Origin of the sequence: Paenibacillus sp. B-A-8 (genome assembly GCF_048572915.1) — a bacterium.
Lineage (GTDB): Bacteria > Bacillota > Bacilli > Paenibacillales > Paenibacillaceae > Paenibacillus_AQ.
In genome coordinates this window covers 2,616,533-2,638,319 of record NZ_CP183882.1, presented here as the reverse complement: position 1 = coordinate 2,638,319, position 21,787 = coordinate 2,616,533, and the positions used below count along the sequence as shown (strand labels likewise).

The 21,787-nt window shown below is 43.9% G+C and carries 16 protein-coding genes and 1 riboswitch; of the genes, 6 read left to right on the top strand and 10 right to left on the bottom strand.

The window, feature by feature from the left end; translation table 11 throughout:
* Window positions 1–104 precede the first annotated feature (104 nt).
* Window positions 105–1,772 (top strand): helix-turn-helix domain-containing protein, encoded by a 1,668-nt coding sequence (locus tag ACN6MV_RS11285; RefSeq protein ID WP_419886372.1) that lies wholly within the window; start codon window positions 105–107, stop codon window positions 1,770–1,772.
* Window positions 1,773–1,820: 48 nt separating this feature from the next.
* A riboswitch (cyclic di-AMP (ydaO/yuaA leader) is annotated at window positions 1,821–1,962 on the top strand.
* Between the two features lie 139 nt (window positions 1,963–2,101).
* Window positions 2,102–3,271, top strand: a complete 1,170-nt coding sequence (locus ACN6MV_RS11280) for a KamA family radical SAM protein (RefSeq protein ID WP_375102599.1) — start codon at window positions 2,102–2,104, stop codon at window positions 3,269–3,271.
* A 1-nt stretch (window position 3,272) separates the two neighbouring features.
* Here ACN6MV_RS11280 and ACN6MV_RS11275 read toward each other — a convergent pair whose 3' ends face one another.
* Genes ACN6MV_RS11275 through ACN6MV_RS11260 form a run of 4 tightly spaced genes read right to left on the bottom strand, consistent with a single transcriptional unit; the run spans window position 3,273 to window position 6,187 of the window.
* Window positions 3,273–3,998, bottom strand: coding sequence for a hypothetical protein (locus ACN6MV_RS11275; RefSeq protein WP_042126500.1), 726 nt, complete (start codon window positions 3,996–3,998; stop codon window positions 3,273–3,275).
* On the bottom strand, window positions 3,995–4,708 hold the full coding sequence (locus tag ACN6MV_RS11270) for an ABC transporter permease (protein ID WP_375102597.1): 714 nt from the start codon (window positions 4,706–4,708) through the stop codon (window positions 3,995–3,997). Before ACN6MV_RS11270 ends, ACN6MV_RS11275 begins: the two co-directional genes overlap by 4 nt.
* Entirely contained in the window at window positions 4,705–5,559 is an 855-nt protein-coding gene (locus ACN6MV_RS11265) for an ABC transporter ATP-binding protein (protein WP_419886371.1), read from the bottom strand. Before ACN6MV_RS11265 ends, ACN6MV_RS11270 begins: the two co-directional genes overlap by 4 nt.
* Window position 5,560: 1 nt before the next feature.
* A complete protein-coding gene (locus tag ACN6MV_RS11260) occupies window positions 5,561–6,187 on the bottom strand; it encodes a TetR/AcrR family transcriptional regulator (protein WP_339290399.1) in 627 nt (208 codons plus the stop codon).
* Window positions 6,188–6,409: 222 nt separating this feature from the next.
* Between ACN6MV_RS11260 and ACN6MV_RS11255 the strand changes: the two genes are divergently transcribed.
* The 3 genes from ACN6MV_RS11255 (at window position 6,410) to ACN6MV_RS11245 (ending at window position 8,538) form a co-directional block, all read left to right on the top strand.
* Window positions 6,410–7,321, top strand: coding sequence for a YafY family protein (locus tag ACN6MV_RS11255; RefSeq protein WP_339290397.1), 912 nt, complete (start codon window positions 6,410–6,412; stop codon window positions 7,319–7,321).
* Between the two features lie 80 nt (window positions 7,322–7,401).
* On the top strand, window positions 7,402–7,917 hold the full coding sequence (locus tag ACN6MV_RS11250) for a DinB family protein (RefSeq protein WP_042126489.1): 516 nt from the start codon (window positions 7,402–7,404) through the stop codon (window positions 7,915–7,917).
* Between the two features lie 51 nt (window positions 7,918–7,968).
* Complete coding sequence (locus ACN6MV_RS11245) at window positions 7,969–8,538, top strand: YdeI/OmpD-associated family protein (RefSeq protein WP_339291323.1); 570 nt, start codon at window positions 7,969–7,971, stop codon at window positions 8,536–8,538.
* Between the two features lie 52 nt (window positions 8,539–8,590).
* On the opposite strand, the gene uvrA is transcribed toward ACN6MV_RS11245, so the two are convergent.
* Window positions 8,591–11,095 carry an excinuclease ABC subunit UvrA gene (gene uvrA / locus ACN6MV_RS11240; RefSeq protein ID WP_339290395.1) on the bottom strand — a complete coding sequence of 835 codons (2,505 nt, stop codon included), beginning with the start codon at window positions 11,093–11,095 and terminating at the stop codon, window positions 8,591–8,593.
* Window positions 11,096–11,324: 229 nt separating this feature from the next.
* On the opposite strand from uvrA, the gene ACN6MV_RS11235 reads away from it, so the two are divergent.
* The gene (locus tag ACN6MV_RS11235; protein WP_170880226.1) at window positions 11,325–11,762 is read left to right on the top strand and encodes a MarR family transcriptional regulator; all 438 of its coding nucleotides are present in this window, start codon (window positions 11,325–11,327) and stop codon (window positions 11,760–11,762) included.
* Window positions 11,763–11,859: 97 nt separating this feature from the next.
* Here the strand turns inward: ACN6MV_RS11235 and ACN6MV_RS11230 are convergent, their stop codons facing one another.
* The 5 genes from ACN6MV_RS11230 to ACN6MV_RS11210 all read right to left on the bottom strand — a co-directional run bounded on the left by ACN6MV_RS11230 (window position 11,860) and on the right by ACN6MV_RS11210 (window position 21,778).
* On the bottom strand, window positions 11,860–14,613 hold the full coding sequence (locus ACN6MV_RS11230) for an alpha-mannosidase (protein WP_339290393.1): 2,754 nt from the start codon (window positions 14,611–14,613) through the stop codon (window positions 11,860–11,862).
* A gap of 45 nt (window positions 14,614–14,658) precedes the next feature.
* Complete coding sequence (locus tag ACN6MV_RS11225) at window positions 14,659–17,808, bottom strand: beta-galactosidase (RefSeq protein ID WP_375102593.1); 3,150 nt, start codon at window positions 17,806–17,808, stop codon at window positions 14,659–14,661.
* Window positions 17,805–19,124 carry a glycoside hydrolase family 125 protein gene (locus ACN6MV_RS11220; protein ID WP_339290389.1) on the bottom strand — a complete coding sequence of 440 codons (1,320 nt, stop codon included), beginning with the start codon at window positions 19,122–19,124 and terminating at the stop codon, window positions 17,805–17,807. The genes ACN6MV_RS11225 and ACN6MV_RS11220 overlap by 4 nt, the downstream gene beginning before the upstream one ends.
* 127 nt (window positions 19,125–19,251) lie before the next feature.
* Window positions 19,252–20,769: an ABC transporter substrate-binding protein gene (locus tag ACN6MV_RS11215; protein WP_042126477.1), complete on the bottom strand. Its 1,518-nt coding sequence runs from the start codon at window positions 20,767–20,769 to the stop codon at window positions 19,252–19,254.
* Window positions 20,770–20,854: 85 nt separating this feature from the next.
* Complete coding sequence (locus tag ACN6MV_RS11210) at window positions 20,855–21,778, bottom strand: carbohydrate ABC transporter permease (RefSeq protein WP_042126475.1); 924 nt, start codon at window positions 21,776–21,778, stop codon at window positions 20,855–20,857.
* Window positions 21,779–21,787: the final 9 nt, after the last annotated feature.

The following is a 21,787-nucleotide window of genomic DNA, read 5'->3' as shown; positions in this document are numbered from 1 at the left end:
GAAAACTTCAAGAAGCATATCAACAGCTGTTGATATGCTTCTTTGTTTTATATACAATAAGTTCATTGATAATCATTCTCACCAAAAGAACGGAGGCTGAACCTATGCTGCAAACATCATCGTCCTGCCCCCCGCTCCACTCCCTGCTGTTTCAGCTGATTGATGCCGAACTGATACTTCAAGCTGCCGATTCAAGCCCTGTATCACGTACAACTCTTGAATACACCCTTCTCGTATTTACCGGGGGGAACGGGCAACTGAACCTCGATGATCAGAGCGTGACGCTGAGTACAGATAAATGTTATCTACTAGCTCCCGGAATCTCCTATAGTACGAGTAATCAGGAAATGACCATGTATTATTATCTCATCACCTTTTCAGCAATTTATACAAAAGAGCATCCAGAACGTTATTCTGGCGAACTACTTTCAGGCAGACGCGAATTAATTGTCCACCCGTTCACTAAGGTAATCCGTCTTGTGGAAGATTTGCTTATGAACAAGAATAGCTTCGATGATGTGCAGCAATTCAAGCGACAATTGAAATTTCAGGAATTAATGCTGCTATTTTTTGAGCATAATTATCCTTCCAAGCATCTACCAAGTCCCACAGAATCCGTAGAAATGACTATACAATTCATAGAGGAGCATTATACAGAGAGCATCAGCGTGAAGCAGTTAGCTGAGCTTGCGGGGATATCGTTCTGGCAGTATACACCGATCTTTCAACAGCTTACCGGCAAAAAGCCACTTGAGTACCTGACCGATCTGCGCATTAGTCATTCCAAGCGCTTCCTGCAGGAATCGACGGAACCGCTACGTGAAATCGCCAGACTGGTAGGCTTCTCCGATGAATATTATTTCAGCCGCCGCTTTCGGCAAAAAACCGGAGTTACCCCCGGACAATATGCGCATCAGCGAGGTCGTAAGCTTACCGTCAAAGATTGGACAGGCCATGAAGTGGAGATTCCAGAGCAAGCGAGACGCATTGTCTATCATGGAGAGACACTTGGCGATCTACTCGCACTAGGCGTGAAGCCCATCGGAGGAGATGAAGCATTCGTGCGGAACAGCGTCTATAAACATCGGCTTAAAAAGCTCGCCAATGTTGGTTTTCCGCTGGACCCGCAGCTGACCGCTTCACTTAATCCAGATTTGATTATTTTGGCCAATAGTGATGAAAGAGCCTATAGAACCGTTTCCGGCATCGCCCCGACACTCACCTTTGATTCCTTTGCACCACTCGAAAGTCGAATGCGAACACTAGGCAGCTGGCTCGGTAAACAACGCGAAGCCGAAGCGTGGCTGGAGTCATTTACAATCAAAAACGCTGCCATGTGGCAGCAGCTTTACGAGACCAGTCTCCAAGCCGGAGAGACTGCCTCTGCTTTGGTCTATGACCACGGAAATCATCTGTATGCTATGGGAATGTCCGGATTCTCCACAGCACTTTATGCACCATGTGGTCTACAACCGACAGAGGAGATTCAAGCCATACTGGATGAAGAATTAGGGTTCGCTGAAGTTGATCCAGCGCGATTACCTGCTTATACTGGAGATCATATCTTCATGCTCATTCCTGAGCGTCCAGACTCACGGGCTGCTATGGAACTACTACTAGACAGTTCACTTTGGAAAAGTCTTCCGGCAGTACGTCAGGGACATGTTTATCTGCTCGACGGAAGCAAATGGAACTCTAGTGATGCGTTAACTCGGGAGAAGCTGCTAACGCTGCTACCTAAACTGCTCGGTGGAAGCCCCCCTAGTAATTGAAGGTGAATCTAGGATTCTCTTTTGACTTTTCAAAACTTCATGGGGTATACTTTACCTACGCTTAATTTCCAACTTTTACAGTTGAAAAGCGGGGGAACCAGTTAATTGGGGCGAATCATTGAGCATTAGAATGTAGGGTACCATCTTACCCGAGTCCGTCAGCTAACCTCGTCAGCAGTGGATGGGTCTGCTTTTCATGTTATTTACATAACCAGAGACCCTTGCTAAGGGTCTCTTTTTGTGTTTTTTTGGACCCTGCTGGCAGTAGATTGGCCTTTGACACTAAGGCTTCCTCTTTTCTCACACAAAGGGACAAAGGAGAGATGTAAGTGCAAAAGGTAAAGTACATCACGGATATTCACAAAATTGCTATGTTGTCTGATCTGGAAAAAGAGAACTTGAAAGAAATCACGGACAAATTTGTTTTTCGTGTGAATGACTACTATCTGTCTTTAATCAACTGGGACGATCCAGATGATCCCATTCGTAAACTGGTTATCCCTAACGAAGGTGAACTGCTGGAATATGGACGTTGGGATGCTTCGGATGAAGACACGAATTATGTGGTGCCGGGATGTCAGCACAAGTATAAAACAACAGCATTACTGATTGTATCCGAGGTCTGCGGAGCCTATTGCCGCTACTGCTTCCGTAAACGCCTGTTCCGAAATGACGTGAAAGAAGCGATGTCTGATGTCTCTCCGGGTCTGGAGTATATTGCAAACCACCCTGAGATTAACAACGTTCTTCTTACGGGCGGTGACAGTTTAATTCTCTCCACACCAAAGCTAAGATCCATTATTGAAAACTTAAGAAGCATTGAGCATGTCAAGATTATCAGATTAGGTTCGAAGATTCCCGTATTTAATCCGATGCGGATCTCTGAAGACGAAGAGCTGTTGGAGCTGATTCGTACTTACTCTACCGAAGACAAGCGAATTTATGTTATGGCGCATATCAATCATCCTCGTGAAATCACACCTGAAGCCAAAAAAGCATTTAAAGCCCTCCACAACGCTGGGGCAATTGTCGTAAATCAGACCCCCGTCCTTAAAGGCATCAATGATGATCCCGTTATATTGGGAGAATTGCTAGACCGACTCTCATGGGCTGGCGTAACACCTTACTACTTCTTCGTGAATCGTCCCGTTGCCGGAAATCGAGATTTTGTATTACCTCTTGAGCAAGTCTATCAAATTGTAGAAGAAGCCAAAGCCAGAACCTCAGGACTTGGCAAAAGAGTACGCCTATCCATGTCACACACCTCCGGAAAGATAGAAATTCTCGCCATTGATAACGGAAAAGCCTATCTTAAATATCATCAATCCAGAGATCAGGAATACGGAAAGTTCATGATTCTAGATTGCCCTAAGGATGCAGAATGGTTTGATGACCTGCCCGGAAATGAGGAATATTGGACCCCTCCTGTGAAAAAGAATGATGCTATTATTTCTGTTAATGAGTTATCAAACAAGACTGCGGATCTGATTTGTAAATAATTCAATCGATTCTTTTAATAAAAATCCTGACCAAAATACTCAGAAGACTCAAATGAAATATAAGCCCCACCATAAAGCATGCAATCATACTAAAACCACTAGCATCTTCTATAGCAAAAAACAACTTAGCAGGCCAATACGTAGGAATCCACGCACCTGCAAATTGCCATGGTGATGGAATAAAATACGCTACGATTGGCCCTGCTATAAACAAACCACCTATCTTAGATAAAGCTAAGCCTTCTACCTTATTTGCAGCAAAAGAAGCAAGAAATAAAGCAAAGCAAGGGGCTTCAATTGCTAATAATAAAAGAATGTATATATGCTCCAATTGGAAGTTAGATAAGCCTGAAACTATAAAATACACCAGTGATAGAAGTGTACAAAGTACAGATGGAAGAACTAGACGATACACCATGTACCCCTTACGCATTAATGGCGTAACCGCGTAATAAGAGATGATGTTCTCATCACGTTCATCAAGCATTAAAAGACCTGTCATCATACCGGTCAGCATGGGAAAGGTCATTACTAAAAAAATCGCAGCAAAGCTACTGTATTCATTTAAATCGAAAGCATAACCGTTTGTAAGCCACTCTGCCGCTATTGGAAATCCAAATCTTGAGACGACTAAAAGTGCTAAAGGAGCAAAGATGCCGACCATAAGCACCGGGTCCAACCCAGCATGACGGATATCGCTAAGAAAAAGCGTATGATACTTCTTCATCTCTTGACTCCTCCCTTACCTATGCGCATCATTACATGTTGCTCGAAGGACCTTTTTGCCCAGACATATATCACAACATTCCAGAGCAGTAATATCGATATGGAGTACATGTAATTGCCAAGTGACATAGCTGAGGTTTCCGAACTCAACAAGCGAAGTGTTCCTTCTGTAGGTAATAATAGAAAAACATTGGAGTTCCATATCTTAAAATAACCAAGTAACGGCAGTATGAAAGGTAGTACGAATACTTGTGAGAGTAAAATGAAACCATTAATCGTCTGGCAACGAGCCACTACTCCAATCGACAATAGCGTCATAAAGCTTGACGTTAAAATGATTCCAATAGAAAATCCTATCGGGGATTGCGGAACTCCACTCGCTGCTGCATGAATAACCCATGCGGCTAAGAGGGACAGTACAGATAATGAGCAGGCTTTTGAAAGTAAATATTCCCTAACACGAATCGGAGTAACGAATAAAGGATCAAGGATACCCTGGTCTCTTTCCAGCAGCACAATCCCACCAGCCAGAATAAGCCCCAAGGCACTCGGATCGCTAAAGGTCAATAACAGCATCGTTTGTTCCCGATAATGATTAGGAATAAGATGTAGCAATACCAGATAGAACGTACAGATAATGATGTAGATCCAATAAAACCCATGCCGCCATTGAAACCGGATATCAAAGGCAAACGCAGATCTGAATCTCATGTTAACTGCCTCCCAGTAACGTCAATGAATATTTGTTCCAAAGACGCCTCTAACGAATGAATGGTTTCTATTGGGTGCTCACGGACAAGCTTTAAGAAATATTCGTTCTCCCCTATATCAGCAAGTGGGAATTCCTCATTTCTAACTTCATTATGAAGGCGATATTCCAGCCGCACTCGCTTTTTTCCATTTAGAAGCTTAAGCTCACGAGGAGAATCAATCAACTTAATCTGACCGTCTACAATAAAAGCGACTCTATCGCAGAGTTCCTCCGCGGCCTGCATATTGTGTGTTGTTATGATGACTGTTGTCCCGGTTGCCTTCTTTTCCAGAATTAAATCCTTCATTCTCTTAGCATTAACGGGGTCCAGCCCGGAAGTGGGTTCATCCAGAAATAAAATTTGTGGGTTATTTAAGAGTGCTCTGCAGAAATTCAGTCTCATCTTCATCCCCTTCGATAGCTGGGAGACCTTCAGATTAGCCGCTTCTGTAAGATTTACTTGCTCTAAAAGAAATCCTGGTTCCGCTGTTCTCCCAGAATACAAAGACCGAAATAATTGCAAATTTTCCAGCGCAGTAAACTTCGAATAGAAATTTGGAAACTCAAAAGCTACCCCTATTTGCTCAAAATACTCCGGTCCGGTATTTCTTATTTCTTTGCCCATTACTTTAACGCTACCCAAATAATTCTTTAAGACGCCTATTAGAATTTTTTGTGTTGTGCTTTTACCTGCTCCCGAAGGACCGAGAAAGCCAAATACTTCTCCTGGAGTTATGGAAAAATTCAGTCCGCTAAGGGTTGGTTCCTTTATTTTTGGGTAGGTAAAATGAAGCTCCTTCACTTCGATCATTTCATGCTCCCCCAATCTTATTGTTCTTCAAGGAAGTCATCCCCTCAGCCAGAACCCCGATCAAAAGCTCTATCGTTGCCTGATATCGTTCATCCCCAATCTCTTCCTTATGCAGAGTCAGAAGGACTATGGAGCGAATCATACTCACGATTAATTCCGGATCGATCCCAGCCATGATTCCTTCAGCCTGCCAGGATTTAATGAAAGGGACAAAAAAGTCTTTATCCTCTGTAAAATTTTGCTCCAACAACTCATTTGGTAACTTTCTTAATAACTGCTCCATTTCGCTCTTTACGAACATCTGACGTACGATCGGACTTTCTTCCATCATGCGGAAAGATTTCAGTAAAAATAATCTGATCTCTTCCTTGCCAACAGGTACGCCAACGCTAAATGAATCGAACATTGCACTACGAATTCGTTGTTCCTCTTCAAGCAATATGTGATAGAACAATTCCTCTTTCGATCCAAAAAACATATAGAACGAACCTTGCGCAATCCCGGCAGCTTTCGTTAATTCTTCAACGCTTGTTTTCTTAATGCCATGTATTTCAAAACAGCGGCGGCCTTCTGTCAACAATTTATGTTTGATCCATTCTTTTTCTTGGTCCGTGAATTTCTTGGGCATACAAGTCAACTCGCTTTTGGTGGTTTTATGAATAATTTTATTTTATATTCACAAGATAACTCTTTAATCCATATTTTGTCAATCTATTTTTTCTGTAAGCTTCACACATTTGTCCCCAGTACGTCACTACAATAATCCCCACTCCCAAAACTAGCATGAAAAAAATCTATGCTATATAATCATGCAGTAACACGAAAAGGACTAATGGGTGGGAATGCACAAATGAAATTGGAACGATTGATCTCTATGATCTACAAGCTGTTGAACCACGAAGTTTTATCTGCTTCCAAGCTGGCTGAAGAGTTTCAAGTATCCCAGAGAACTATCTATAGAGATATCGATGTCATTTGTGCCGCCGGTATCCCGGTCGTATCGTATCAGGGAACTAAAGGCGGGTATGGCATCATGGACGGATATAAAATGGATAAAAGCCTGCTCCGTTCTTATGATGTCACTTCTCTGATTACCGTGCTGAACAGCCTTTCTTCCGTGTTCGAAGACGAGCATGCACAAGGAACCATTGAACGGTTGCAAACGATTGGAACGGAACAACAGACTTCTAGTCTAGCTGTGGACTTTGAGACCCGCCGTATGGATCCCGACGCACTTTCTCTTTTACGTACGGCTATTACGGAACGAATGATCGTCCGTTTTGATTACATCAATCTAAAAAATGAACGCACAACCCGTGATTTAGAACCAGTAAAGCTTCATTTTAAATATAGCAACTGGTACATCTATGGTTATTGCCGAGCACGTCAGGAATATCGAGAGTTCCGGTTATCCCGAATGATGAATTTAATTCTGACTCAAGATACCTTTCAATCACAACATGAGGTACCCGTCGAGGCGGATTGTTCAAACAGGATAGATCAGATTGAGGAAGTGGTAATCCGGGTGCGACCCGAGGCTTTGGCAGAAGCGCTGGATCAGTTTCACCAAATGGATAAGGAATTCCATACCGATGAAAGTATGACGATGCGCATTCCAGTGTATAGACCATTGGAAGCCCGCTGGCTTTGGTCAATTCTCCTAAGCTTCGGCAGCGGCGCCGAAGTCCTAGAGCCTCTTGCACTGCGAGGTATCTTAAAAAAGCAGCTGCAAAATACCCTGAAACTTTATGAAGAAGTATGACAGTCTGCTGTCATACTTCTTCTTTTATATTAACAACAGCTACAAAATAACCTATCACAACTCAAAAGGAGATTATTCGAATGACCAATTATCCGGTAGAAATGTTTAATTACAACACTTGGGCGAACCATACCATCTTAGGGAGAATCGGGGAACTCTCTCCCTCTGTGCTGAGTCAAGAAGTGAACAACTCTTTTCCCACCATCGCTCATGCTCTTAGTCATATCTATGCAGTTGATACGATGTGGTATCTTGTTTTAACAGGCACTGGTATGCCTGAGGCTTTTCAAAAAACTATCCCGCTAAATATGCGCATTCTAAGTTCTGTGGATGAATACGCTAATATCTTTACCCAGCTATCGGAACTATATAAAGAATGGTTACAAAACCAATCCGATTTGGAGCAAACCATTCTGCTTGACAATCCATTCGCCGGAATCCGCCAAACACGTCTATCAGAAATTGTGTTGCATGCCGTCAATCACGGGACTTATCATAGAGGTAATATATCTACTATGTTACGTCAGTTAGGTCACGCTTCCACCATGAATGACTACTCCTTATTTTGGTATCAGGTGCCTACGGAAGCTATTTAATCACTAATGGGCAATATGCTCCACGCCTGGGAAGGACATTGTATTTTAATTATGGAGATAGAAAATCTAATTCTAGTAAAAACGAGAGCGGATTTACGGGGTTGGCTGCAGGAGAATTGTATGACTGAAAAATCTTGTTGGGTACTCGCAAGTATGACGCTAAACCCAGAAACATTGCTATATTTAGACGTGGTAGAGGAATGTTTGTGCTTTGGATGGATCGATGGTGTGAAAAAGAAAATTTCCGAAACGGAGCTGGCGCAGCGGCTGTCTCCCAGAAGCAAACGAAGCTCTTGGACGGAGTTGAATAAAGAGCGCGTCCGCCGCCTCGAAAAGCTAGGATTAATGACGGCTGAAGGAAGAAGGGTGCTTCCTGATATGGACCCTGATTCTTTTTTAATCGATAAGGTTATAGAAGAAAGGCTAAAAGAGGAACAGCAAATATACGAAAATTTCTTAGCCTTTCCAGCTCTTTATAGAAGAATCCGTATCGACACAATACAAAGCAATAAACATCAAGCAGAATTATTTAAGAGTAAATTAGATAAATTTATAACAAATACTAAAGATAATAAAATGTTCGGTCAATGGCATGATCATGGACGTCTTTTAGATTATTAAGATGCGTTTAAATTAATAAAGGTGAGAACATTGTCTGTTCTCACCTTTTTTATTAAAGCCCTTCAGCCAGAATTCGTTTCAAGAACATCCCCGTGTAAGATTCCAGCACTTCTGCGACCTGCTCCGGTGTGCCTTCAGCTACAAGCTTACCTCCGACTGTCCCCCCTTCAGGGCCAATGTCAATCACCCAGTCAGACTCCCGAACCAGCTCTAGGCTGTGCTCCACAACAACAACCGTATTTCCCGTATCCACCAATTTACTCAATAAGGTATGGAGTTTCTTGATGTCTGACGGGTGAAGACCTGTCGTTGGTTCGTCGAGCAGATACAGCGTGTGATTCTTAGATGGTTTGCTCAGCTCTTTGGCCAGCCTGATCCGTTGTCCCTCGCCGCCTGATAAGGTTTTGACAGATTGTCCCCATTTAAGGTACCCAAGACCCACCTCACATAACGTCTCAATAATACCGGCCATTTTGGCCTCCGAGTTAAGGACCGGTAAGCTTTCCTGTATAGACATGTCCAATAGATCTGAAATAGAGAAACCATCATATTTCACCTGCAAGACCTCATCCGTAAACCTTCTGCCTTTGCAGTCGTGACACTTCACTTCTAGATCAGGCAGAAAGTTCATGTCTACGGACAATACACCCAGTCCCTGACAGGTTTCGCACCGTCCACCCGGTGTATTAAAGGAGAAGTGTTTGGAGGTCAGTTTTCTTTTCTTCGCCTCCGGCAAAGCCGCAAATAACTGACGCAGATGTGTAAATACGTCGGTATAGGTCGCCACATTCGAACGCTGCATTCTACCCATGGGTGATTGGTCAAAGATCACCATGTTTCCGACCTCATCTAGACCCGTAATCTCCTTACAGCCTGTTTGCTCATGTTCTTTAGTACTTCCTTGTGCAAGGATATCAAATATAAGTGTAGATTTACCTGAACCCGAAACCCCTGTTACCGATACAAGACAGCCCAGCGGGATGGAGACTTCCGGAATATCAATGTTCCGGTACTGTGCCTGCCGGATGGTGATCTGCCTTCCGTTCCCTTTCCGGCGAACGCGTCCGGGAGCTTCAAGACGCTCTTCTCTGAGATAAGCTCCAGTAACTGAAAGCTCACTTGCCATCAAGTCTTCCAAGCTACCTTCACCCACAACGGTTCCACCATGCAATCCAGCACCCGGACCCATATCAATAATATGATCCGCAGCACGCATCATCTCAATATCATGTTCAATAACGAGCACGGTGTTCCCCAGATCCCGCAGCTCCTGAAGCACACGAATAAGGCCAACCGTATCCCGAGGATGAAGACCTGTCGTCGGTTCATCCAGAATGTATAACACACCGGTCAGCCCTGAACCCAGCAGTGATGCTAGACGCAGCCGCTGTGCTTCCCCACCTGATAGAGACACTGTCTGCCGGTTCATCGAAAGATAACCCAGACCAACATCGATAATCCGCTTTAGTCTAGTAGGCATATCATGTAAGATCGGTTCTAGCAGATGAAGCCCTTCAGCAGGCAAAGCCGCCTCCAGCCCTTTCGTCCACTCATATACATCGCTTAATGACCAATCTGATACTTCCGTTATCGAAGCACCAGCTACTTGCACTAGACGAACTTCTTTTTTCAGACGAGCACCAAGGCATTCCGGGCATTGCTGCTCATGAAAAAATCCTCCACCTTTCTCCTGCCCACCGGATTCCCCTTCCTTCTCCTTATAACGCCGCCACAAACCCGGTATAACGCCTTCAAATTTAGTTCCTTGGATTGGCTTAATATTAGGGAAATGACGTTTAAATGTCTCATTATCCACGCCGTAGTACAACAAATCACGCTGTATCTCACTATAGTCCTTCAACGGCAGATCCGGGTCAAACTCAAATCCAAAATGTTTTCCCGCCGCTACTAATATCCTCATCTGTATATCCCGATGAACGCCATTCAGAGAGGCTACTCCCCCCTCTTTCATACTAAGCTCAGGATTAAATACCGCTGCTTCATTAATAGTCGCCACAGACCCAAGTCCACCACAAGCTTCACAAGCCCCTTCCGGCTTATTGAAGGAAAAGTGTGACATACCCAGTTTCTCAAGCTCAGCTCCACAATGCAGACAGCCCATCGACTGGCCATCCATTTCCTCGTCTTCCTCTATTAGTAGCCCCCTCGCTTCAAAAGAAGGTGGAATACTACCACTGCAGGAAGGGCAAACCCTCTCTCCTAATCTAGAAAAAATAAACCGGACAAACGTATAGATGTCAGTTACAGTCCCGACTGTCGAGCGTGGATTACGATTCGTAACATGCTGTCCAACACTAATGGATGGGGACAATCCAACGATGGACTCGACCTTCGGTTTGCTGATCGTATCTGATGTCATGCCCATAGAATCCAAATACTGTCTTTGGCATTCCCGCTGAAGTGTATCCATCGCTAACGTCGATTTTCCTGATCCCGAAGGTCCCGTCAGGACAACTAGCTTATACTTTGGAATCGTGAGCGAGACATTCTTTAGATTGTTCTCTCGTGCACCTTTAATAACAATAGCTTCTTTCACAACGATTCCCCTCTCAATTTATCCAATCACAATACTGCCGTTTTACTTTTCTTTTTGCAAAAGCATACTGATTTCGATAGAATGTACTTGTAAAATAACATACTTTCTAATAACTTCATAATCGAATATCTCGATTGACGAGATATACAGATTTTAAAAGGGGCGTTATTCTTTGTCAAGCCAAGAACAAGCTCAACCTACACCAGAGCAAGAACAATTCACCTTACTCATGCGTGGCCTGGGTACCCGAACGGTGGTATATCAGCAGAACGTAGCCGCCTCTCTAGGGTTATACAATAATGATTTCTTATCCGTGGATATTTTGCGTGAAAAGGGACCTATCACTGCTGGAGAACTGTCCAAATTAACTGGACTTGCCACAGGCAGCGTTACAGCATTAATAGATCGACTCGAAAAAAACGGCTATGTTCGCAGACAAAATGATCCTAATGATCGACGTAAAGTGATTATTGTTCCGTTGTATGAAAATAAAGAGGATGTTATTGACACCTATCAGCCGCTTCATACCGCTATGGTTAAATTGGCTGCTTCCTATACGGATGAAGAACTTGCACTTATTTCGCAATTTTTAGGTAAAGCAAGCAACGTTTTAGAAGAGCAGATTGATCGTCTCAGTTCATCAACGCGAAGTAAATCTTCTTCTTGAAGCTCAAATTTAAAACTTAAAAAGGACGATATTCAAAAGTCATTCGACTCTCTGGATATCGTCCTTTTTTTAAATTATACGCAAAAACAAGTTAACTCTATCTCCGAATACCCATCGTTACAATTTCACATGGACCAATTGGTAAGGACACACTCCCCTTATCCTCATTGGAGAGTGGCTCGCTCTTCTCTTCTAGAATTGTCGTCTTATAGAAATACTGCTGCGGAATCGTCGTACGGATGGTCAGATCGGTACTCTGCTGACTCATGTTGTACCAGCGAAGCAATAGGTCTCCAGTCTGCTCGTTCATTTTCAGAGAGGAAAATGCGAGCTCCTGACTCTCCCATTCGAATGGAGTATACACCGGAGCAATCGGTCCTTCATGTACATCAGTCTGACATACGACCCAAGGAATCTGGAATTGATAAGCTTCAGCAAAAGCACCAGAGGTTATACCATCTCCTGTGTGTGGGATGAGCTCCATACGTACTACGTGCTCTCCGAGACACTGCGCTTCTGGAGTTGGGAACAAACCCCAGTCTCCCAATTCACCCACGCTACGGAGTAGTGTAATCGCAATGGTGTTACGACCGTCTCTTAGCACTTCATATTCATTTAATCCAAAGTTAGCGACGGTTAGACCAGCTTTTTCATTACTGATATCAACAAAGGCCTGCTGATGCTGCGTGTTACTCGGATTCATCCATTCTGCAGCTGGCTCAATATTCCGCTCCGCAACCTCGAACATCGAATCCACTTGATGTGTGGCGGTGTTCAAATCTGTCGGAAATAACGCACGGATCCGGTGGTCCTTAGCCTTATTATCTATCGTCGTTTCGATATGCAGCCCCTTCCCGCCCCGCTCCAGACTAATTACGGTACGAAGTTTAAGAATGACTGTGTCACTACTGCGCTGCGCTTTCCGTTCTGGGTAGTACACAAGAGCACGCTGTTCCTCATCCAGCTTCTCATCTGCTGAGGCTGGGATCTCCCAGTCATGCTTAATTTCCACAGATGCTCGATAAGGTGTATTTTCGAGAACGCAAATGTTCGCCTGTAGCCCCTTGGTCGTTAAAGCTTGTTCACCCTCTGGCTGTTTATACATGTATTCATTCCCGATATCACCTGTGTTCTCATATACACCAAGATCCCGGTAGTTCATGCCACTGGCTTTGTCACTCAGCGTAAATGAACCATTATCATGGATCACTACTTTGACGGCCTCATTCTCCAGCACCCGATCCCCTTGAAGCAAAGATTCAGGAGGTATAGGCAACTCTGCGTTTGCACGGCGAACCCACGCATATGCACGAAGACCCAGTGCCGGAACTTGTGCGGCCTCAAAGGTAAGTCTTACTCGGCGACACATATAGGGCTGGCGGAACTTATCGTCAGGCAAATCATAGCCAAACTGAAGACCTAAATCCTTCATCTGGCATGCAATAGGATTCCCTTGATCGTCTACTAATTCACGACCGTTTAAGTCAATATCCTTCATACGGCTGGCCGTTTCTTCTAGAGTAAAACCCTCTCGCAAATATAGACGTGCCGCATCAATTTCTACGCTCACTGTACCCGTGCGACTCCAACCTGTCATATTCATGACTACTAAGGGAAGTACTTCTTCTCCATAGGCTGCAAAACCGGTCGTATCCACAGCTTCGGCGATCATGCGCTTACTATCCTCAACAATGGTCTCTGCTACATGACGGCTTTTATCAAACCGGGTTACCATTTCGCGGTGTACCTCATCCACGCTGCAGCCACAAATGCTGTCGTGAGGATGATTCTGCATTAGCGTCTTCCAGGCATAAGTGAACAAATGATGAGGGTAAGCTTTGCCCAATACATGTGCGAATGAAGCGAGTGGCTCGGCCACCTTTTCAAGCAAGACTTGCCCTTCCTGATTCATCTGTTTCAAATAGACGCGAGCAGATGCGGTATTCACTAACGTCCCCCATCCATCCGTATGTTGGCTCCGCAGTTCTCCCTTTACGGTCGACAATTTGTTGTGATCCATTACACCATCAACAGCTTTAAGGTAATCAGGAAAGTTCGAATGGATAAACTCCATATCTGGATAGAGCCGCTTCGCAGTTTCGATAGCCTCCGGCAAATTCAGTTGAGCTGGTTGATGATCGCAGCCGTTCATGAATAACAGCTCGCCAGTAGATGCGAATTTCCGTGCATCTGCTAACTTTTTCTCCCAGAATTCTTTTGCCTCTGCTTCATTCACTGGCACTTCGTTTCCGTTCGAATACCAATTCGCAAATAGAATTCCAAGCACTTTCGATCCATCTGGACCTTCCCATATCAGCTCGGAGAAGGAAGATTCATATCCTCCGTCCGATACTGTATTGTTGAAACCAGTCGGCTTTACCCCTCTTCCAAAAAAGGCATTATTGATGCCCGATTGCTTCATTAATTGTGGAGTCTGGCCAACTAGACCAAAGGTGTCCGGAAAATAACCGATCTTAGAAGGTTCACCGTAACGCTTCGAATCCTGATGACCAATCTGCATATTACGTACATTTGCTTCTCCGCTCGTAAGGAAAGCATCTTGCAGAATATACCAAGGCCCAATCAGAAGACGGCCTTCCGTTATATGTTTCTGTAGACGCTCTTGATTCTCAGGACGAACTTGGAGGTAATCTTCCAGAATAATCGTCTGCCCGTCAAGATAAAAACTTTTAAATTCACCATCCTCATCCAATCGATCCAGCAATTCATCGACCAATTTAACAAGGCGTACATGATGCTTTTCATATGGAAGATACCATTCCCGGTCCCAGTGAGTATGTGAAATGATATGGGCTGTCTGAGGTTTAATAGATTGATCTGAACTTTTCAAGGTGAAGACCTCCTTATATGCAATACATTCTCTCTACTAAGATACTTAATGCAGTAGATACGGATAAGATACATGAATCTCAACTTCCTGCTGGCGATACACGCCTAGCAGATCACCTTTAGTATCCGTAGCGAAGAGGACAGAACGTTCCTGTTCCAACAGGAATGTGTAGGTCCGGCCAGTAACTAAATCTTTCACCTCGATCTTCGCATCCTGCGCATATTCCGACACGAAGGTGAAGAGAGCCCCCTTATCAAAGCTCAATTTACGTCCATAAATACCCGCTAAGTCTCCTCCGTTAATCCATTCAAAATCACATTCCACATGAGCAGCATTCAATGCGTAGCGGTACAGTGCGGATGTAGTTTCACTTCGACTGCTCATTTCAACTGGGACTGGGCTCCAGATGAGCCGTCCCTTACCAAGCGGAATGTTAATGACCGAATCTATAATTGAACTTCCGCTTCCAGCAGATTCATGAATCATTATTTCCTTCGATAATTCAGCAATCCGGCGGTGACCGAAGGAGACAGGAAGTTCTTGGCCTTGAAGGTTAAGCACTTCTTCACGGCGCACATTACGCAATTCACGCTTGCCAAGAATATCGTTCAAGCGCTCTGAAGAATGCCAATAAGCATCAATACCAAGTGGGCCAGTAACAAGTAATACCGCACCTGTATCTTCAACGATGTGCAACAACCTTTCCATCGCTGCATCATCGAAGTTATGTGCGCTTGGCAGCATAATAAGCCTCACAGGATGGTTCTCCAAATCATCTAGGTGGTATTCAGAAGCCCCTCTAAAAGGCATCTTTAGATCATACGAAAGAACTCGGGTAAGCTCTGTTGTAGCAGCGAAAGCCAGCTTCCGGTTAGAGAAATCATTCGAATACGGATACACCACAGCAATCTCTTCCAGCTTCCTATCTCCAAATACGTCACGAATGCCTTCTATAAACTTTCCAAAATCATAGGAGACATCCGCCTCTGGTTTTTCGGTTCCATCTGCTCTTAATGCCCCAATATGGGACTCATTCGCATTATCCATATAGAAGTTGGTATTCCAGATCCAATGTATGGCCCCCGCACCAGCAGTTCCAAACGCATAGGCATATTTGCGTTCAAGAAGATTTCGCAGCTCTAGCTCTGAACGTTTGGCTCGTCCATCAGGAGTTTCTACATACATGACGCCAGTCTCCTGAATTAAGTTTGGCTTATTGGGAGTTTTGGCAAAGATGCCATCCCACAACAGATAATCGTTAAACCACCAGGAATGTACAGTGGTGTAATCTACCGCTTCTTCATAGAAAAACGGTGAAGGACGCTGCGCTCCCAGCCCTTCATCCTGCCCAACCGTAACCATCTGATCTGGACATTGCTCCTTAATGGTGTCATATAACTGCTTCACCCATCGGTTATGCATATCCATGGAGAACAAGCAATAATCAAGCCAACGCGTCCCACTTTTAGCGCTGTGCATATCCTGCACATCGAAGTTTATCTCTTTTGCTTCTGGCAGCCTTGCCGATGCAAAGTTCGGAAGCTGTGCAGGTGTCATATTCCAGCGTTCCTGTAGCACTTCGATCTCACCATGTCTATGTTGAAGCCATTCTACAAAAGCTTGTTGCTCAAAACGATCATGACATGCACTCGGACCCTCCGAGAAAATACGTGCCGGGTCAAACATTGACGGTTCATTAATAAGATCCCAATCTACATTCGAAGACGCTTTATGACGAGATACAATAGAACGAATGAACCGCTTCTGTGCTTCTACACTTTGTGGGTCCAAATAAGGATTTACCCCTCCCCATGTTTCCGGTGTGAAGGAGAAGAACGTAAAGGTTACCTGCAGATCATGCTTCTTCGCTGTCATGATAAAGGCATCTATCGCTCGCAGTACCTCTTCTGAAACATGACCGTCATCTTGCATCACATTACGATAAGCAGTCCAGATTCCTGTTCGGATCCAGTTAATCCCTGCCTTCCGCATTTGCCCCATATCGCGATCCCATACCCCAACGTTCGGCAGAAATAGAAATTTCCGTGCCACATCACTCGTCATATAAGTCATCCCCACAACAGGTAGCGGACGCCCATCTTTTATGAAATAATCTCTTCCACTTGTTATCGGTTCACCTGCTGCCAGAAGTTCAGGGGCATGCCCCCAGAACCCTTGACGTAGAATGCGGACCTCACCATCACTGGCTTCCGCTTCGCAGACCACTTGGAACAGACCACTCCTAATTTCCAGAGGAATAGGCACCCGAACGATGTTAAGCTCAGCATTAGCCTTCAACTTTAATTCCTGAGACCAGTGTAAGGACGAATCTGATTCATGCTCAACATGAATTGTAAAATTCCATGTTTCTTCATTACTTATTGAAGGTTTTGCCCTCTCAAGCTGCTGAATCTGCAGTGTCAGAGAAGCACGTTCACCAGACTCATAAGATGCGTAATTGGGCTTAATCCACATCTCTGTAACACCCTTGCAGCAGAACAGAGCCCACTTGGATATCGCGGACAGCCCTTCGTCCTTCCATAAAGAATCCGTTGCAGCCGTATTTACGAACAGCCAGCGTGAGCCTGCAAATAAACCAATCGTATTCTCCCAAAGAACTACTGGAGCAGCAGTTTCCCGGCCCTCATGTGTAATTCCCTTCAAAAGCGGGTAAATCCTTGTGCTCATTGGCCCTGCTGACCCCATTTGATGGGGTAAATCACTCGTCTTCGTCGTATGTGGCACAAGGTTCCATGTCTCTGCACTCGCTAGAAAAAGAGCTTCTTGACCCTTAAGCAGAGGAATAACATCCGATGCTAGCAAGGATTGATTGCGAGAACACTCAACACGTAATGCCTCATGAATATATAGCTCTTGATGATAAGAGGTCTGCTCCGCTTCAATATGCCATTGTTCATTTTGCCAGCGAACGGGTTGTTTGAAGGGGGCACCTCCGATGCTGATCAGCCCACCACCTCTTTGCAAATATCCATGAATGTCTATCCATGCCGCTTTTGGAAAATAGGGTGCATGCAAATTAATGAAACATCCGCCTTCGGTTTCCTTAAGCGTTGCTGCAAGCTGATTCGCATTCACGATCGTACCGAACTCACGCATGGATACAATCGCATCGCTAGGAATCGAATTCGAAATCGGAAAATCTGAATCATAGAATATAATTACAGGCCTGCTCATAGTAGTCCTTCCTTCATCGATTTATAGACTAGTTGGGAGAACAGACTATTGGACCAGGCGAACCATTTTCTAGTGAATATATTCGGGTCATCGACATGAAATCCTTCATGCATAAAACCAGTCCCCGCATCCGTTGCCTCTAGCATCGCAAGCATCTCCAGCTTCTCTTCCTTCGTGGAAGCCGTCATACCTTGCATAGACAATGCCATATGCCAAATATAATCTTTCGGAGTATGTGGACTGCCAATTCCTTTCGCTGCTGTTCCTTCAAAGTAAAAAGGATTCTCCTGGCTCAGCGCAAATCGGCGTGTATTCTGATAAATCTCATCCTCTGCCGTAACATAGCCGAGATAAGGAATCGACATGAGTCCCGGTGTTCCCGCATCATCCATCAAGCAGTAGTTGCCGTAGCCGTCGGTCTCATAGGCGTAGATGGGTCCAAATTTCGGATGACGATAAATACCATATAGCTTGATTCCATGATCAATGTCCGCTTCTAATGCTTTAAGGTCTTTTAGAAATTCAAGATCACGGAATACCCATTCTGCGAATTCCTGCATATGACGTAAGGCAACAACGGCGAACATATTCCCCGGGATATTGTAATGGAAGTCGCACGCATCATCGCTTGATCGGAACCCGGACCAGACCATACCCGTATAATTAACAGGCATACCAAGGCCGTTGTTGCGTAACGTATCTTCAGGTATCCCGTTATTACGCATAAAGCGGTAAGGAGATAATTCAGCATGGCGTTGCTCTGTTCTAAATAAGTTGTATATTTTGACCATTGCTTCCTTAAATCCAGCGTCGAAGATATCAGCCTTCCCCGTTTCTTTCCAATAGGCATAAGCCAGACGCATGGAAAAACAGAGCGAATCGATCTCGAATTTACGTTCCCACACCCAAGGGGACATTTCCGTAATATCGCTAGTGCTCCAATGCCAGTCATTCGCTGTTTCATTAAACGCATTAGCATACGGATCAATATGTATATACTGAATATGACGTTTAATTAGACCGCTAATGATACGTTGAAGATCTGGATCATTCTTCGCAAATGGCACGTAGTGCATAACCTGTTCCACAGAGTCACGCAACCAAGAAGCAGGGATATCACCAGTAATGATGAATGTTGTTCCATCATCCATGAGTTTAGTCGTTGTCTCAAGTGTATTCGGGAAGCAGTTCTTGAAGAGCTGTAATAGTTTAGGCCGATGAGCTAATTTCTCCTCTGCTTCATTTAATACTTCTTGAATCGCTTGTGGCAGTGGCAGCTTCGGCATAGAGATGGCTGGCAGTCTGAATTGTTCCATATCCTCACTCCTCTTGATAAAAATGAGTATAGATAGAGAGACGGGCAGCATAGCTGCCCGTCTCCACTAATCCTATTTGTGCTATCCTTTAGTGATTAATCGTAGGCGTGTTGTAAAGTTCAAAGCCTTATTTCTTTGTCTGGTTCCACTCATCAAGCTGCTTTTGAACTTCAGCAATGACTTTTTCCAGTCCAGCTTCTTTAAATTTCTTGGTTGCTTTTGGCAGATATGTTTTAGGATCAACAGAACCTGTGTATAGAGCTGGCATAAATTCTTTAGTTACGTTGTTGATGGCCGCTACTTCAGTTTTTACAGGTGTAGGATCAAATGCAAAACCGAAGGTAGGGGCTTCTTTAGACGAATCATTAAACTTCTTGAAAGCATCCCATTTATCAGCAGGGTCATCAGCATGCAGATAAGTCAGTAACATATTTCCAAGCGTGAAGCCTGGCATAGCATAGCTATCTTGCATAGCTGGCAGATCTTCAATGACATTGTCGGAGATTTTCTTATAATGAGTGCCTTCAATACCATAGTTGAGCAAATTGCGTAAGTACTTATCTGTGTTCAAAAGATTCAAGAACATCATAGCCCGTTCAGGATCACCTGAGGTTACGGAAATCGCGTGCATCGAACCTGCGGCGGACTGTGTATACACATAAGGCTCATGCATAGGCGAAGTTACAATTTCATAACCCGCTGAACGAGACCAACCTTTTTCTGCATAAGGCTGTGTAATTTCGCGATCGGCAAACCATTTACCGGTCTTAATGTTATCGATACCTTCAAGTGTTGCAACGTCTGGGCGTAAGTAACCTGCTGTATAAAGTCTACGCATCGTATCTAACGATGTTGCGAGTTCAGGTGTCTCCAGAATATTAACAACCTTGCCATCTGTGGAATCCATATAGACCCCGATAGGTAACTCATCACCTAGTACATAGTCAAATGGCATAAATGGTTTAAAGCCTTTAGGAACAGCTAGCGGTGTAATATCCGCAGGCTCATTCTCTTTAATCGTTTTAAGAAGTGGCTCTAGATCATCCAATGTACGAATATTAGAAATGTCCATGTTGTATTTATCAACATATTTTTTATTGAAGCGCCATACCCATTGCTGTCCAAGCTCCTTGTTTACAGGCACACCATAGATTTCACCTTTAATCTTAGTGCCTTCTAAGAAACGTGGGTCCAAAACTTCTTTCGTTTCCTTTCCATACTTATCTAGCAGATCATTCAGTCCCAAGAAGGTACCGTTCGCTGCGTTACGGCGGAAATCATTTGTCCAAGAAGAGGTAAAGGCAATATCATAAGGCTCACCAGAAGCGGTGATGACCTGCATCTTCTTATCGTAATCACCCCAATCGAACATCGTAATGTTCAACGTCGCATTAATTTTTTCTTTGGTATATTTGTTAACCTCTTTTAATACAAGATCCAGATCCTTTTGAGGTCCACCAATTAAATACATCTTCAGCTCATACGGCTTTAATTCCGATGAATTCCCTGCTGAATTCCCCGCTGCCGCTGAATTGTTTGTTTCTTTAGCAGCATTTGTATTATTATTCGAACCACATCCAGCAAGAAGGCCAGACAAAAGCATTGTTCCTACAAGAGCGAGCGTTAAACTTTTTTTCGCTTTCATTTCTATTTTCCCCCTTTAGATTAATTTACTTTTTATTTATATCGTTTCCTATATTAGCGACTCGAATAAATACATCTTAGTAGTGTTACTCTTTCAAAGAACCTACGGTTAAGCCTTGTACGAAATACTTTTGGAAGAACGGATACGCTAGTGCTATAGGCAAGGTTGCCAGTACAACCATCGCCATTCGAACCGTTTCTGTCGGCAAGGTCGCAGCAATCTCAAAGCTTGATCCCATCTGCATACTGTTCTGAATGACAAACTCCATATTATTCTGAATTCGCATCAGCATCGCTTGGAGCGGCACAAGACTCGCATCATCAATATACAGCAGCGCATTAAACCAATCATTCCAATAACCCAGCGTACAGAACAGTCCAATCGTTGCAATCCCCGGCAAAGAGATCGGAAGTACAATTTGTAAGAATGTCCGGAACTCCCCTGAACCGTCTATTTTTGCTGCCTCAATTAGCGCATCAGGTACGGTGGTCTGGAAGAAGGTCCGCATTACTAGAATAAAGAATGCATTCATTGCGATTGGTAAGATCAAAGCCCAAATCGTGTTGTACAAGTGTAAAAACTGCGTAGCCACAATATAGTTCGGAACCATTCCGCCTGAGAATAACATCGTAAAGAAGGCAAAGAAGCTGAAGAAATTACGATAGCGAAATGATCTTCGAGAAAGAACATAGGCGTAAGTTGTAATTAGAAACAAACTAATGAGCGTACCTAGTACAGTAACCACTAAGGTAACACCAAAGGACCGAAACAACTGATCACCTGTGTTAAAAACAAACTGATACGCCGCCAAACTAAATTTTTCTGGAATTAAGCTGAATCCATTTAAAGCAAGGACTTTCTCATCCGTAAAAGAAATAGCTATAACAAACAAGAACGGAAACACACAAGTAAAGGCGAAGATTCCAATCACAATATTGAGTACCACATTCCAAAAAGGAGTAATGGCGTTGTTGTCGATTTCCTTATGCTTACGTTTAAATACTTCCATAACGTCAAT

Coding starts and splice junctions, on each gene's coding strand:
- ACN6MV_RS11285 (WP_419886372.1), top strand. CDS start 105: ATGCTGCAAACATCATCGTCCTGCCCCCCGCTCCACTCCCTGCTGTTT.
- ACN6MV_RS11220 (WP_339290389.1), bottom strand. CDS start 19,124: ATGGAACAATTCAGACTGCCAGCCATCTCTATGCCGAAGCTGCCACTG.
- ACN6MV_RS11260 (WP_339290399.1), bottom strand. CDS start 6,187: ATGCCCAAGAAATTCACGGACCAAGAAAAAGAATGGATCAAACATAAA.
- ACN6MV_RS11250 (WP_042126489.1), top strand. CDS start 7,402: ATGACCAATTATCCGGTAGAAATGTTTAATTACAACACTTGGGCGAAC.
- ACN6MV_RS11235 (WP_170880226.1), top strand. CDS start 11,325: ATGCGTGGCCTGGGTACCCGAACGGTGGTATATCAGCAGAACGTAGCC.
- ACN6MV_RS11225 (WP_375102593.1), bottom strand. CDS start 17,808: ATGAGCAGGCCTGTAATTATATTCTATGATTCAGATTTTCCGATTTCG.
- ACN6MV_RS11255 (WP_339290397.1), top strand. CDS start 6,410: ATGAAATTGGAACGATTGATCTCTATGATCTACAAGCTGTTGAACCAC.
- ACN6MV_RS11210 (WP_042126475.1), bottom strand. CDS start 21,778: ATGGAAGTATTTAAACGTAAGCATAAGGAAATCGACAACAACGCCATT.
- ACN6MV_RS11215 (WP_042126477.1), bottom strand. CDS start 20,769: ATGAAAGCGAAAAAAAGTTTAACGCTCGCTCTTGTAGGAACAATGCTT.
- ACN6MV_RS11270 (WP_375102597.1), bottom strand. CDS start 4,708: ATGAGATTCAGATCTGCGTTTGCCTTTGATATCCGGTTTCAATGGCGG.
- ACN6MV_RS11275 (WP_042126500.1), bottom strand. CDS start 3,998: ATGAAGAAGTATCATACGCTTTTTCTTAGCGATATCCGTCATGCTGGG.
- ACN6MV_RS11245 (WP_339291323.1), top strand. CDS start 7,969: ATGGAGATAGAAAATCTAATTCTAGTAAAAACGAGAGCGGATTTACGG.
- ACN6MV_RS11265 (WP_419886371.1), bottom strand. CDS start 5,559: ATGATCGAAGTGAAGGAGCTTCATTTTACCTACCCAAAAATAAAGGAA.